Below are 13,744 nucleotides of genomic sequence, written 5' to 3' on the forward strand. Positions count from 1 at the left end.
ACGCCCAAGCATGCCATCAATCTGGACTAAGTCAAGAAAAGGACCACTTTCAGCGAACCAGCTGCGCTTCGCCGGTCCGCATCGAACCCGACACGATCTGCAATCCGAAATACGTGCCCGACGGCATCCATCGGCTCAAGGTCGGTCCCGTGGCTTCCACCCGAACCCGAGCCAACCTGGCCTTACCCTTCAGACGGGCAACACCGACGGCCGAGCCGCCATCGACCGGTTGCGCGAACCCGATGGACCCGAGCATCGGAAATTGCGGTCCGTAGCCGCGAGAATCGGAATGTACCGACCATTCGCCACTGCTCACCCCGGCCTTGCCCAGCACATCACCGTCGAAGTCGGCCAGCACCTTGGGCAGGTGCCAATTGGTCCTACCGCCGTGCACGGACGTCGCGGAATCCACGGCGATGAACGGAACCGCCATCCGCGGGATCCTCCCCACATCCCGGCGCAGTACAGGGCTGGCCAGTATCTCGCGGTAGGGGCCGACAGGTGACGTCATGTAGTCGACGACCATGCACATCGTGATCGGCAGCGTCTTCGCGCCGGTAGGCGCGAAGTCCGACGACCGAGAGCGATGCCACCAGATCGTGGCTCGGACGTCGGCCGGCCACGGTGCGGCCGGGCTGACGGGCCAGTCGGTGCGCTCGGTCTCGGATTCGGCCACACTCCACATCAGGAATCCCTCCCCACCACGGTCAACGGAAGACGCAGCGCACCCGGCGCAGACACCGGCACCACCGGGCGGACCGGCTGGGTGGGGGCAACTTCCTGGTACTCGCTACCCGCCGCGGGGCGCTTGTCGGGCTCACCCTTGTTGGGCCACAACGCCATTGCGCGCTCGGCCTGTGCGGTGATGGTCAGCGACGGGTTGACACCGAGGTTCGCGCTGACAGCGGAACCGTCGAGCACGTGCAATCCGTCGTAGCCGTAGACACGTTGATAGCCGTCGATCACACCGGTCTTCGGTGAGTCACCGATGGCGCAGCCACCGAGGAAGTGTGCGGTCATCGGAATGTTGACGATCTCCGCGATCGACCCGCCCGGGTCGCCGCCGATCTTGTCGGCGAGCAACCTGATCGCCGTATGCCCCTGCGGAATCCACTGCGGTGGTGGGTCGCCTGCACCGGGCCTACTGGTGAGCCGACGGCCGAACGGGCCCTTCTTCGATCCGAGTTCGAGCGAGTTGTCGTCGGTCTGCATGACCAACGCGATGACGGTGCGCTCCGACCAACGATGCACCGACAGGCTCCGCACCGCAGCGCCGGGATGACGCAGAGCGACGCCGAGGGTCTTGAGCACGCGGGGCATCTTGCCGCCGCCGTCGCTGAGTACGGTCTGCAACAGGCCGATGGCGTTGCTGCCCTTGCCGTATCGCACCGGTTCGATATGTGTGTGGTCGTCGGGATGGAAAGACGAGGTGATCGCCACACCCTCGTGGTAGTCCACCTCACGGCCACGGGCAGTCGCCGCGAGCACTGCCTCGGAATTGGTGCGCACCAACGAGCCGATCCTGTCCGACAACCGCGGTAGCGAACCCTTCTCCTTGGCTGCGAGCATCAACTTCTGGGTGCCGTAGGTGCCGGCCGAGAAGATGACCTGATCGGCGGTGATGGTCTTCTCCTTGCGGCGCAGCTTCCCGCCGGTCCGACGCGTCACCACGTCGTAGCCTGCGCCGTTCGGTCGCACGTCCACGACCGTGGTCAACGGAAGAACATGCGCGCCTGCATGTTCGGCGAGATAGAGGTAGTTCTTGACGAGGGTGTTCTTGGCGCCGACGCGGCAGCCCGTCATGCACGATCCGCATTCGGTGCAGCCGGTGCGCTCGGGCCCGACACCACCGAAGAAGGGGTCGGGTGCAGTCTTGCCACGATCACCGAAGTAGACCCCGACCGGAGTCGAGGTGAACGTGTCGCCCACCCCCATGTCCTCGGCCACTTCCTTCATGACCTTGTCCGAGGGGGTGATCGTCGGATTGGTCTCGACACCGAGCATCCGACGCGCCTGGTCGTAGTACGGATTCAACTCGCGCTGCCAGTCGGTGATCGAACCCCACTGCGGGTCCTCGAAGAACTTCGCAGGTGGCTGGTAGAGAGTGTTCGCATAGTTCAGCGAGCCACCCCCCACGCCGGCTCCTGCCATCACCAGTACATCGGGCAGCAGGTGGATCCGTTGCACGCCATAGCAACCCAGCGCCGGAGCCCACAGGTACTTGCGCAGCCGCCAGCTGGTCTTGGGCAGCTCGTCGTCCTCGAAGCGGCGACCGGATTCGAGAACCGCCACCCGATAGCCCTTCTCCACGGCCCGCAGCGCGGCCACGCTCCCGCCGAAACCGGAGCCGATGATCAGTACGTCGTAGTCGCTCATGCGGAAACCACCTTCTTGTCTGATTCACGAGTGTCGGAGACGAGTCGATAATTCGAGGTGTCGAACGATCGCGTCTTGTTGCGGAACCGGAATGTGTAGGTCGGCCACATCGTGGAGTTGCGACCGTTGGCGTCGAGGTACCAGCTCGAGCAACCGCCGGCATTCCACACCGTACCGTCGAGGGACGAGTCCACCCACGAGTTGTGCTGCTGCTGAGCGGATTCGGACACCTCGACTGCGGCGGCCCGATGATCCCTCATCTCACTGAGCGCCGAGACGACGTAATTGGCCTGCGACTCGAGCATGTAGACGATGGAGCTGTGCCCGAGGTTGGTGTTGGGGCCGTACATCAGGAACAGGTTCGGGAACCCGGCGACCGTGGTACCCAGGTGAGCCTGCGGACTACCGCCCCAGCGCTGCGCGAGGGTACGACCGTCGTTGTCGCGCAACAGATGTGACACCGGAGGTTCGGTAGGAGTGAACCCCGTCGCGAAGATGATGGTGTCCACCTCGTAGTTGCGGCCCGAGGCGTCGACGACGCCGTTCTGGGTCACCGACGTCAGGCCCGATGTCACCAGATCGACGTCGGGTCGATCCAGCGTCCGCAGCCAATCGTTGGACAGCAGAAGACGTTTGCAGCCGGGGGCGTAGCCGGGAGTCAGCGCCGCCCGGGTTGCGGGGTTCTTGACCTGTCGCTTCAGATTGACCTTCGCGAAGGCCTTCACGGCGGGCAACACCCACGGATTGTCGGCCAGGACGGTGACGTACGCCTCGCGGTACCCGTAGATGATGCCGCGAACGGCGCGGTGAGCGGCAGGAACCTTCTCGTACAGCGACCGCTCGAGACGGCCGATGGTGCGGTCCAGACGGGGGATCACCCAAGCCGGTGTTCGTTGGAACACTGTGAGCCGCTTCGCCTTGTCGACGATCTCGGGCACGAACTGCACTGCAGACGCACCGGTTCCGATGACGGCGACACGCTCCCCGGTGAGATCGTGCTCGTGGTTCCACGTCGCGGAATGGAACACAGTTCCCTGGAATGTGTCGATGCCCGGCACGTTCGGAATCTTCGGCGTCGACAGTGCGCCCGTCGCCGCCACGAGGACTCTGACGCTCGTCGAACCCTGCGAGGTCTCTACGGCCCACCGCTGATCCGCGTCGCTCCAATCGGCCGACAGCAGTTCGCAATCGGTGACGATGCGGTCCCGGAGGTTCAGGCGGTCGACCACGGAGCGGAGGTAGTCGAACAGCTCTGGTTGGCGCGCGAAGGTGTGACTCCACTTCGGGCTGGGCGCGAACGAGAACGAGTAGAGCGACGTCGGGACATCGCACGCACACCCGGGATAGGTGTTGTCACGCCACGTGCCACCTACCTCCGACGCGCGCTCGATGACGGTCACGTCGGCACTCGGATCGGCGGCGAGGATCTTCGCTACCGCGGCGAGGCCGGCGAAACCGGCTCCGACGACGAGCACGTCGAGTTGCTGGGGCAGTGCAGTTTTCACGAGTCCATCACCTTTTCGGACCAGACGGGGAGGAGCCGATCACGCAGGTGCGCGTCGGCTTCGGGAGTACGGAACAGAGCCGAGACAGCGAGCCCGCGAGCCAGCTCGACGCTGAGCTCGATGGACTCGGGGGACATGCGGCTACCCATGACGATCTGAGCGCCGCTCTGGATGGCCTCGGCGACGCGTCGTTCGAGCGGAACCATCGCCTCGTGCAGCGCCGGGTCGGTGCGGGCCGCGACCCACAGTTCGAGGGCGGCGTAGAACAGCGGGCCCGAGAATGCGTCGACGAGGATCTCGGGTCCGCGCTCCGGGTCGGGCTCGGCTTCCAGTATTTCGGAGAGGCGGCGGTCCACGAGATGCTCGACGGCAGCGGTCACCAACGACTCCTTGGTCGGGAAGTGGTGTAGCTGCGCTCCGCGGGACACTCCGGCACGCCGCGCGATCTCTTGCGTGCTGGTCTTGGCGAAACCCAGCTCGACGAGGCAGTCGATCGCGGCATCGAGCAACTTCGCGCGGGTCCCCGCGGTGCGTTCGGCCTGCGTGCGGCGCGGGGTAGGCGCGCCGTCGCTGAGCTCTGTGTCGGTAGTCACACTTCGCACAGTAGCGTCAAAACAACAAACAGTCCAGCCTGACTTTAAGTTTGGTCACAACTCCGCTCATCCGCCTTCAGGACCGCCGAAGGTCCTGGACAGAGGTTCAGGTCAGCGCGAGGGCCAATGGTGGCGTCACCGGGTCGCGCTGACTTTGGGCACGCTGGCACTCGGGCGCAGCATGCGCTCCACTTCGACGGAAGGAATCGGCAATGACCGGCCACACGATACGCCCCGAGGACATACTTCCCGACGGAGCCGAAACGGCCTCGTTCGACGGCCTCCCAATCCGGAAAGGCACCGTCGCGGCGTTCGTCGCGAATGCGCTGACGCTCCGCGACGAGGACCCCGGAACCGAATCCCACGATGAACTGATTGGGACCCTGAAAGACCTGACGCCACAGCTGGCGGCCATCGGTATTTTCGAGGTGTTCGAGCCCCGCGACCCAGAAATCGCACAATTGGTCCGAGCCGTCATGCAGGAGGACTGACGCCAGTTTGCCCAGTCTCGACGCGGGCAATACACCGGCCATGCCTCTCCCCTCGCACGGCCGCTTCGAGTACTCCCCCATCGTGGACCGGCCACAGTTCGAGTGGCCGGGCGGCGCGCGCCTCGCGGTGTACGTAGCGGTCAACTGCGAGCACTTTCCGTACGACGACGGCGAACCTGGCCTCGGTTACACGCCCGCAATGGATCAGCCCAATACTTACAACTGGGGCTGGCGCGAGTACGGCAACCGAGTCGGTGGGTTTCGAATCGCAGAGACATTGCAGCAGAGCGGGATTCGGCCGACCCTCCTTGTGAACACCGAGGTGTACGAGCATGCCCCGCAGCTGGTCGACGCTTTCCGCGGTTTGGGTGCTGAGGTCGTCGCGCACGGCCGAACCAATGCCGTTCAACCGAACAACCTGGATGAGGACGCCGAGCGCCGCTCGATCGACGAGGTGGCGACCGCTATCGAACGTCACGAGGGCTCACCGCCCCGGGGCTGGATGAGCCCCGGGGCCAACCCCAGCCGTGTGACCGAGGACCTGCTGGCCGAACGCGGCTACGACTACACCTTGGATTGGCCGATCGACGATCAACCCGTGTGGCTCGAGACCAGGGGCGGGCCATTGCTGAGCGTCCCCTATCCGCACGAGGTCAACGACCTCCCGGTGTTCGTCCATCACCATCAGACCGCGGACACGTTCGAGCGCAACATCATCGACAGCTTCGACGAGCTGAAGGAGAATTCGGCGCTGCAACCCGTGGTGCTCGCGATCTCGTTGCACGCCTTCCTCACCGGGCAGCCCTACCGACTCCGGCGGTTACGCGCAGCGCTGAAGCACATGACCGACAACAGCGACGGCGTCTGGTTCACCACCCCCGGCGACATCGCGGCGCACTACCGCGCGGTTGTACCGCCCAGTCGTTAGATCGGCAGGACCGCAGACGGCGTGTAGTCAGGCTGCGCGCCGTTTTCGTCGGTGGTAGCTGGGGATGGGTTGTCTCGTGGGGTCCACGGATTCGGGTGGAATCACGTAGGGGTGTCCGTCGTCGCCCATGACCACCTGCCAGTCGCCGTGGTGGACGAGGCGGTGGCATTCCCCGCAGACCAGCGCGAGGTTGTTCAGATCGGTGTGGCCGCCGTCTTCCCAGAATTTCACGTGGTGGACGAGGCGGTGGCATTCCCCGCAGACCAGCGCGAGGTTGTTCAGATCGGTGTGGCCGCCGTCTTCCCAGAATTTCACGTGGTGGGCTTGGCACCATTGTGCAGGTCGGCCGCACATCACGCAGCAGGTATCGCGGATGGTCAGCGCGATACGTTGGTCCTCGCTGGCGAGTCTGGTGGTCCGTCCGAGCGCGAGGGGGACACCGTTGTGGTCGACGATGACGGGTGTCAGGTCTGCGTCGCAGGTGAGAAGTTCGGCGAGGGAGCGACTGATCGGGCCGGTCCAGTCGAGGTGGAACGGCCAGTCGACGTCACCCGGCTCGGGCGCAGACCTCGACCTGGCATCGCCACCACCGGCTGCTGCACCGCGACCGTCCGTATTACCCGGCTCGGAGACAGACCTCTGCCCGGCATCATCACCACCACCGGCTTCGGCACCGGCACCATCACCACCGGCTGTTGCCCGACATGGAGCGTCAATGTCCCCTCGGGCGGCGCCATCAGCGCGCGCGCCGGTGCGACCGTTGCTGTCGCTGACTTCGTGACGCACAGTATCGCCGCCGGAGCCGATCGTGTCCTGACCGGCATCGTCGCTCGACGCATTGTCGGCCGCATCAGTCCGATCGGATTGCGTTGTAGTGCTAGAGGTTTGCTCCTTGCCGTCGCGAACGAGCAAGTCCCGCAGGGGAACGATCAGGTGCACCGACGCCCGCGACCCGCCCGCCGACCCCCGGCTACCCCCTCGCAGGTGTCGGTCGAGAATCTGATCGAGTGCATCGGCTCGGCGCTTCGACGGACTCCGCGGATCACGCTCGCCGCCGGGGCCGGGGCGCGGCGCGGTCAGTGCCGACAACGCGGTGAGCAGCTTCTCGGCCAGCAACCGGTCGGCGTTACCACCGAACTGATAACGACCGTTCGCGAGAGGATGCAGATCGAACCGATTCAAGCCCGAATTCTCCGACACTGGCACCGGCGGTGGCCCCGACGGAACAGGCTCGGGCCCATCAGGTTCGGGTCCCGACGTACCGCCGACGTCGGGATCCGAACCCGCTTCCCCACCACCCTTGTCGTCGGAATCCGCATCGCCGGTGCCCGAGGATGCGGCGTCGGCCCGGCTCGCCTGTTCCTGCTCCCGTCGTTCCTGATCCGCCCTCTCATGCCGCGCTCGAGCGTCCTCCGCGGCAGCATGCGCCAAAGCCTGCGCGCGCGAGGAGACATGGCCGGCGGTGCTGCGCAACGCGGTGTCGAGGAGTTCGGCGACGATTGCGTCGCGCCGGTCCTGATCCAGTGTCGGATCGGCCACCAGCACGACGTCGTATCCCTCGGCGATCGCCATGGCGTGCGCGGCATGGATCCGCCCCGCGGCGAGGGCGTCGAGCACGGTGTGATGATCGCCCAGCCAGTACCCCAGCGCGTTCTGGCGGGTAGCGGATCCGTCGGTGATCCGCACCGATCGGGCAAACCAGCGGGTGACGGACGAGTGCCCGAGTTTCATCGCCAAGCCGCGTCGGTCGATCTCGGCGAGCAGTGTCAATCTGGTTGCCGCGAGGGCATTCTCGAGGGAGGTCACGTCAGCAAGCTCGGAGACCAATTCCTGGTCACCGAGCCCGAACACATCCCCCCATGTCTTCACACCGCGAAAGCTATACCCACCCACCGACAGACTTTTCCGATGACTCGGCTACAACGCACGCATGCTCTTGTTCCGGGCATTGTGGGTGAGCTCGGCCAGTCCGAGCTCTTCGAGGAGCGGCGGTAGGTACATCCCGAACCGCCCGCGGTATCCGTTCCTGAGTCCGTACCAACCGCCGACCGGGTTGTCCGGCGAGCGCCCCCACGCTTCGACCGTTTCCGGTGCCGCCGGCTTCTTCTCGTCTGCGGCACCTAGCAGTACCCAGTCAGCACGTTCGGTGAGCCAGCCGTGCAAATCTTCGACGGCCTCGATGCGGTATCGCAGTGTCGTCGATCCCACCTGGCATACGAGGGCCGCCGGCTCGAGGTCGGGATCACGATACATGGTGTACGCCGAGGTCCCGGGGGCGGTCGTGAGAGCCCAGGGGTCGGATTTGGTTCCACTGGTCATGTCCGGGGTCCGTTCGGTTGTCGCAGTCAGCCGATGGACAGAAAGCTCGACCGAGCACGGTGATTGCCTCATACGGCTCGGTCAGTGTGGACCCGCCGAACGATCAACGCAACCAGCTCCCGACGCGGGCGCTACGGCGCGACGGTGCGGTACCGCAGCATCATTTCGTGGTCCTCGTGGTCGAGCATGTGGCAGTGCCACATGTACCCCTGCAGTTCGGTCGGCCCCGGAGCCGGCATGTCGTGACCACCCATATCGTGGCCACTCATATCGCCACCTCCGTGGTGCGAGGCCGGACCCGCGAAGGTGGCGTCGGGATCGAAGCCGAGTTCGTCGGCCGTCGGGAATCGCACGAGGATCTGAGTGACAGTGCCCGGGTACGTGTTGACGGTGTCCTTCCACCCGGCTTCCCAGGTGGCCGGCGGCACCGATGGACCGGTGAGGAACTTCTCCACCGGCGGAGCCCATCTGGTGCCGAAGGTCGGCCGCGGGAAATCACGCTGGTAGGCGGCGAGGTCGATCGGGATGCGGCCCAGCGTCCGAAAGTGCGCCAGGTGCAGGTGAATCGGGTGCGGCTCCACCGTCGTGTTGACGATGTTCCACATCTCTACCGTGCCCTGCTTGGGCATCTCGATGTCCGGGTCGGAATACCGCAGGTTGTTCAGGTTCATCAGCGTCATGTCCAGGTTCAGCCCACCGGAGGGCTGATTGACGGTGACGGTGCGCGTGAAAGCGGGTGTCGGCAACGCGGGCAACAGATCCGGCTGCCCCTTACCTCCGCGCAACAGGGACGGCATGCCGCCCCGGAACCCTGCCGCGGACGCGACGCGGAACTGGCAGAACATCGGCATCGGGACGGCTCCCAGCGACGCGGCCTGCGCCGGCGGCGGCTCGTCGTTGAGCAACTCGACCAACGCCCCTGCCTCGACGGCTCCGAAGTCGACGAGGATGTCTACGCGCTCGGCGGGTGCGAGTCGGATGCTGGTGGTCTCCACCGGCGCATCGAGCAATCCGCCGTCGTTACCGATGACCCAGAAGCGAAGTCTGTTGGTGAAGAACAGGTTCCACACGCTGTACGAACCGGCGTTGACGAGCCGCAGTCGGTACATGCCCCGCGCGACTTCCATCGTCGGCCAGATCTTGCCGTTGACGACACCCACGTCGCCGGTGCCGCCGCCTTCCCACTTACCTTGCGGCACGGTGATATTGGAGCGGATGCTCATGCTGCCGTCGGGGTTCATTATCTTTTCCTGCAGCACCAACGGTAGCTCGAATTCACCCGAGGGCAGGCCGAGGGCATTGTCGGAGGTGCCGGTGTCCCAGCGATCACGGACGAGGTTCATACCGAGCAGGCCGGCGTAGACGTTGATACGCGTCATCGACATGGCGTGGTCGTGGTACCACAGCCCGGCGGCGTCGTTGAGCCCGGAAAAGTTGTGCGTCATCGACTCGCCCGGGCGCACCAACATTTCGGAGTGACCGTCGCTGGCCGGTTCGGTGATACTGCCGTGGAAGTGCAGCGCTGTGGGCGTCATCGTGCGGTCCATCTCGCTCATACCGTGCAGCGAGGTGTCGATGTCGGCGGCGAGAGGATTACCGGCGGTGGTGTTCGAGTACTTCAACGTCCAGGGCTGACCGGTCTGCGATTCGATGGTGGGACCGAGGTAGTCGCACTGGCCGTAGCCGAAGGTGGGCGCGGGCCTGAGATCGGCGTGGAACGTGTGGGTGGCGCTGTGCGCGTCGAGCGAGATCTCGGTACCGGTGATCAGCGGCAACCGCGGCAGTTCGTCTCGGAACGGCGTCAGCGGCGGCGAATGAAACAGCAGTGGGCTCTGACCACGGAGGAAGTCGTCGGCCAGTGCTCGACGCGTCGTCGACGCCACCGGGATTGCTGCCGCTCCGGCTGCCACTGCGGCGACCGCCAGCCCACGTAGGGCTGTTCGTCTGGACACGGAGCCGCTCACCCGGCCACCTTCCTCCTGGTTGTGATTGGGCCCATACTATGTGCTGGTCGGCTCCCGCCGTCACCCCACACTCGGATCGTCCGGCACGTTCCTGCCGGTGGAGGGATCTATTTCGTCATGGCAACAATCTCGTTCGAGCGCACGACCAGGCTTTTTCCCGGCTCCGACACCCCCGCGGTGAACGAGCTGGACCTGCACATCGAGGACGGTGAGTTCCTCGTTCTGGTCGGCCCCTCCGGCTGCGGTAAGTCGACGTCGCTCCGAATGCTCGCAGGGCTGGAAGAGGTCAATTCCGGTCGCATCCTCATAGGCGGCAAGGATGTCACCAATTCCGAACCCAAGGATCGCGACATCGCGATGGTGTTCCAGAATTACGCGCTCTATCCACACATGACCGTCGCCGAGAACATGGGGTTCGCCCTCAAGTTGGCGAAGGCGAACAAGGAAGACATTCGCACCCGCGTCGAGGAGGCCGCGAAGCTGCTCGACCTCGAGCCGTACCTCGACCGCAAGCCGAAGGCCCTCTCCGGCGGGCAGCGGCAGCGAGTCGCCATGGGACGCGCCATCGTTCGGCAACCCCAGGTCTTCCTTATGGACGAGCCGCTGAGCAACCTCGACGCCAAACTGAGGGTCCAGACGCGTACTCAGATCGCTCAGTTGCAGCGTCGGCTCGGCACGACGACGGTGTACGTCACCCACGATCAGGTCGAGGCCATGACGATGGGCGATCGCGTCGCGGTGCTCAAAGGTGGTGTGCTGCAACAGTGCGCCACACCCCGCGAGCTCTACCGCACTCCGGTGAACGCATTTGTCGCCGGGTTCATGGGTTCACCATCGATGAATCTGTTCCGCGCTCCGGTCACCGACGGCGGCGTTCGCCTGGCCGATCAGGTGATCCCGGTGCCGCGTCAGACCCTCGGTTCCGCGACCGAGGTGATGTTCGGTATCCGACCCGAGCACATCGAGATAGCCGACAGCGGAATTGCTCTCGAGATCGACGTCGTCGAAGAGCTCGGTTCCGAAGCATTCGTGTTCGGACGAGCAGACATCAACGGGAAGTCCGAAACCATTGTCGCTCGGGCCGACTGGCGTAGCCCGCCGGAGAAGGGCGACCGCGTCCACGTCCGCATCGACGACGCGCACGCGCACATCTTCGACGCCTCGGGCGACGGCCTTCGCCTGAACTGACCACCTACGTCGTGCGCGTTTTGCGTAGCTCCAAGTACGCACAACGCGCACGACCTCAGACCAGCAGCTCGGCGATCTGAATGGTGTTGAGCGCGGCACCCTTACGCAGGTTGTCGCCCGAGACGAACAGCGCGAGTCCGCGGCCCTCGGGGACGCCCGGATCCTGACGGATGCGGCCGACCAGGGAATCGTCGGCACCTGCGGCTTGCAAAGGCGTCGGCACATCGACCAACGAGACACCCGGTGCGGATGCGAGCAGTTCGCGGGCTCGCTCGACCGACAACGGCGAAGCGAACTCGGCGTTGATCGACAGCGAGTGACCGGTGAACACCGGGACGCGCACGCAGGTTCCGCTGACCAGCAGGTCCGGCAGTCCGAGGATCTTGCGCGATTCGTTGCGCAGCTTCTGGTCCTCGTCCGTCTCGCCGGATCCGTCGTCGACCAACGCGCCGGCCAGTGGCAGGACGTTGAAGGCGATGGGTGCGACGTACTTGTTCGGGGCCGGGAAATCGACCGACGAACCGTCGTGCACCAATTTTTCGACGTTGTCGATGACGGCGCGTGCCTGGGTGGCGAGCTCGTCCACGCCGGCGAGTCCGCTACCGGACACCGCCTGGTAGCTCGAGACGATCAGTCGTTGCAGGCCGGCTTCGTCGTGCAGCACTTTGAGCACCGGCATGGCGGCCATGGTGGTGCAGTTGGGGTTGGCGATGATGCCGCGGGGCGGGTTCTTCGCCGCTTCGGGGTTCACTTCGCTGACCACCAGCGGCACGTCGTCGTCCTTGCGGAACGCGGACGAGTTGTCGATGACGACTGCGCCTGCTGCCGCGAAGCGCGGTGCCTGCTCACGCGAGAGGGTGGCACCGGCCGAGAACAGCGCGATGTCGATGCCGGTGAGGTCCGCGGTTGAGGCGTCCTCGACGATGATCTCCTCGCCGCGGAACGGCAGCTTCTTGCCCGCCGAGCGCGCGGAGGCGAAGAATCGAACGGTGTCGGCGGGAAAGTTGCGCTCCTCCAACAGTGTTCGCATGACGGCACCGACCTGGCCGGTGGCTCCTACGACTGCAACTGTGGTCATGATTATCGTCCTGTTCCCGCGTGTACCACGGCTTCTTCGTCGCCGCCGAGGTCGAAGGCGGCGTGCAGCGCGCGTACGGCGTCGTCGAGCTGGGTGTCGCTGCACAGCACCGAGATACGGATCTCGGAGGTGCTGATGAGGTCGATGTTGATGCCGGCGTCGGCGAGGGCCTCACAGAACGTCGCGGTGACGCCGGGGTGGCTCTTCATGCCGGCACCGACGAGCGAGACCTTGCCGATGTGATCGTCGTAGAGCACCTGCGCGAAGCCGATTTCGGCCTGCAGCTTGGTGAGCTTCTCCACTGCAGTGGGGCCGTCGGCCTTGGGGCACGTGAAGGTGATGTCGGTCTTGCCGGTGTCGATCTTGGATACGTTCTGCAACACCATGTCGATGTTGATTTCTGAATCGGCCACGGCGCGAAAGACCTTGGCGGCGTAGCCGGGGGTGTCGGGCAGACCGACGACGGTGACCTTCGCCTCGCTGCGATCGTGTGCGACGCCGGTGAGAATTGCTTCTTCCACTGGAATGTCCTCCATAGATCCGGAGACGATCGTTCCGGGTTTTGTGGTGTACGACGAGCGCACGTGTACGGGAACGTTGTAGCGACGGGCATATTCGACGCAGCGCAGCATGAGCACCTTCGCCCCGCAGGCGGCCATCTCCAGCATTTCCTCGAACGAGACGGTGTCGAGCTTCTGGGCGTTGGGCACGATGCGCGGATCGGCGGTGAAGATGCCGTCGACGTCGGTGTAGATCTCGCAGACGTCCGCGTTCAGTGCTGCGGCGAGCGCGACGGCGGTGGTGTCGGAGCCACCGCGACCGAGCGTGGTGACGTCCTTGCTGTCCTGGCTGACGCCCTGGAATCCGGCGACGAGCACGATCGAGCCCTCGTCGAGTGCGCTGCGCACGCGGCCCGGGGTGACGTCGATGATCTTGGCGTTTCCGTGCACGCTGGTGGTGACGACGCCTGCCTGCGAGCCGGTGAACGACCGCGCCTCGGCACCGAGCGAGTGAATGGCCATCGCGACCAGGGCGTTGGAGATGCGCTCACCCGAGGTGAGCAGCATGTCCATCTCGCGAGCAGGCGGGGCCGGGCACACCTGCTGTGCCAGGTCGAGCAGTTCGTCGGTGGTGTCGCCCATTGCCGATACGACGACGACAACGTCGTTGCCCGCCTTCTTCGTCTCGACGATTCGTTCAGCGACGCGTCGGATACGTTCGGCGGTCCCCACCGACGATCCACCGTACTTCTGGACGATGAGAGCCACGCGTATTACCTCCGCTGGATAGCCGACAATCGTT

12 protein-coding genes are annotated in these 13,744 nt (G+C 65.1%); 3 read left to right on the plus strand and 9 right to left on the minus strand.

Annotated elements, in window-relative coordinates; translation table 11 throughout:
- Positions 1-49 precede the first annotated feature (49 nt).
- The 4 genes from ASG84_RS11430 to ASG84_RS11445 are packed head-to-tail and all read right to left on the minus strand — an operon-like array spanning position 50 to position 4,474.
- Positions 50-685 (minus strand): acetoacetate decarboxylase family protein, encoded by a 636-nt coding sequence (locus tag ASG84_RS11430; RefSeq protein ID WP_057477152.1) that lies wholly within the window; start codon positions 683-685, stop codon positions 50-52.
- Positions 685-2,376 (minus strand): GMC oxidoreductase, encoded by a 1,692-nt coding sequence (locus ASG84_RS11435; protein ID WP_057477153.1) that lies wholly within the window; start codon positions 2,374-2,376, stop codon positions 685-687. Before ASG84_RS11435 ends, ASG84_RS11430 begins: the two co-directional genes overlap by 1 nt.
- Positions 2,373-3,881, minus strand: coding sequence for a flavin-containing monooxygenase (locus tag ASG84_RS11440; protein WP_200936556.1), 1,509 nt, complete (start codon positions 3,879-3,881; stop codon positions 2,373-2,375). Before ASG84_RS11440 ends, ASG84_RS11435 begins: the two co-directional genes overlap by 4 nt.
- A complete protein-coding gene (locus ASG84_RS11445; protein WP_057477154.1) occupies positions 3,878-4,474 on the minus strand; it encodes a TetR/AcrR family transcriptional regulator in 597 nt (198 codons plus the stop codon). Before ASG84_RS11445 ends, ASG84_RS11440 begins: the two co-directional genes overlap by 4 nt.
- Before the next feature lie 212 nt (positions 4,475-4,686).
- Here ASG84_RS11445 and ASG84_RS11450 point away from each other — a divergent pair, with 212 nt between their 5' ends.
- Entirely contained in the window at positions 4,687-4,965 is a 279-nt protein-coding gene (locus tag ASG84_RS11450; protein WP_057477155.1) for a hypothetical protein, read from the plus strand.
- A gap of 40 nt (positions 4,966-5,005) precedes the next feature.
- On the plus strand, positions 5,006-5,893 hold the full coding sequence (locus tag ASG84_RS11455; protein ID WP_057477156.1) for a polysaccharide deacetylase family protein: 888 nt from the start codon (positions 5,006-5,008) through the stop codon (positions 5,891-5,893).
- A gap of 27 nt (positions 5,894-5,920) precedes the next feature.
- On the opposite strand, the gene ASG84_RS28180 is transcribed toward ASG84_RS11455, so the two are convergent.
- The 3 genes from ASG84_RS28180 to ASG84_RS11470 form a co-directional block, all read right to left on the minus strand.
- Positions 5,921-7,762, minus strand: a complete 1,842-nt coding sequence (locus ASG84_RS28180) for a DUF222 domain-containing protein (protein WP_057477157.1) — start codon at positions 7,760-7,762, stop codon at positions 5,921-5,923.
- Positions 7,763-7,810: 48 nt separating this feature from the next.
- The gene (locus ASG84_RS11465; protein ID WP_057477158.1) at positions 7,811-8,212 is read right to left on the minus strand and encodes a DUF6855 family protein; all 402 of its coding nucleotides are present in this window, start codon (positions 8,210-8,212) and stop codon (positions 7,811-7,813) included.
- A gap of 131 nt (positions 8,213-8,343) precedes the next feature.
- Positions 8,344-10,176: a multicopper oxidase family protein gene (locus ASG84_RS11470; RefSeq protein WP_057477159.1), complete on the minus strand. Its 1,833-nt coding sequence runs from the start codon at positions 10,174-10,176 to the stop codon at positions 8,344-8,346.
- 117 nt (positions 10,177-10,293) lie between these two features.
- Here ASG84_RS11470 and ASG84_RS11475 point away from each other — a divergent pair, with 117 nt between their 5' ends.
- On the plus strand, positions 10,294-11,364 hold the full coding sequence (locus tag ASG84_RS11475; RefSeq protein WP_057477160.1) for an ABC transporter ATP-binding protein: 1,071 nt from the start codon (positions 10,294-10,296) through the stop codon (positions 11,362-11,364).
- 55 nt (positions 11,365-11,419) lie between these two features.
- On the opposite strand, the gene ASG84_RS11480 is transcribed toward ASG84_RS11475, so the two are convergent.
- Both ASG84_RS11480 and ASG84_RS11485 read right to left on the minus strand, forming a co-directional pair.
- Complete coding sequence (locus tag ASG84_RS11480) at positions 11,420-12,442, minus strand: aspartate-semialdehyde dehydrogenase (protein WP_057477161.1); 1,023 nt, start codon at positions 12,440-12,442, stop codon at positions 11,420-11,422.
- A gap of 2 nt (positions 12,443-12,444) precedes the next feature.
- A complete protein-coding gene (locus tag ASG84_RS11485) occupies positions 12,445-13,710 on the minus strand; it encodes an aspartate kinase (RefSeq protein ID WP_057477162.1) in 1,266 nt (421 codons plus the stop codon).
- Positions 13,711-13,744: the final 34 nt, after the last annotated feature.

The sequence above is a fragment of the Rhodococcus sp. Leaf278 genome, assembly GCF_001426085.1.
GTDB lineage: Bacteria > Actinomycetota > Actinomycetes > Mycobacteriales > Mycobacteriaceae > Rhodococcoides.

Coding starts and splice junctions, on each gene's coding strand:
- ASG84_RS11480 (WP_057477161.1), bottom strand. CDS start 12,442: ATGACCACAGTTGCAGTCGTAGGAGCCACCGGCCAGGTCGGTGCCGTC.
- ASG84_RS11465 (WP_057477158.1), bottom strand. CDS start 8,212: ATGACCAGTGGAACCAAATCCGACCCCTGGGCTCTCACGACCGCCCCC.
- ASG84_RS11475 (WP_057477160.1), top strand. CDS start 10,294: ATGGCAACAATCTCGTTCGAGCGCACGACCAGGCTTTTTCCCGGCTCC.
- ASG84_RS11430 (WP_057477152.1), bottom strand. CDS start 685: ATGTGGAGTGTGGCCGAATCCGAGACCGAGCGCACCGACTGGCCCGTC.
- ASG84_RS11450 (WP_057477155.1), top strand. CDS start 4,687: ATGACCGGCCACACGATACGCCCCGAGGACATACTTCCCGACGGAGCC.
- ASG84_RS11435 (WP_057477153.1), bottom strand. CDS start 2,376: ATGAGCGACTACGACGTACTGATCATCGGCTCCGGTTTCGGCGGGAGC.
- ASG84_RS11455 (WP_057477156.1), top strand. CDS start 5,006: ATGCCTCTCCCCTCGCACGGCCGCTTCGAGTACTCCCCCATCGTGGAC.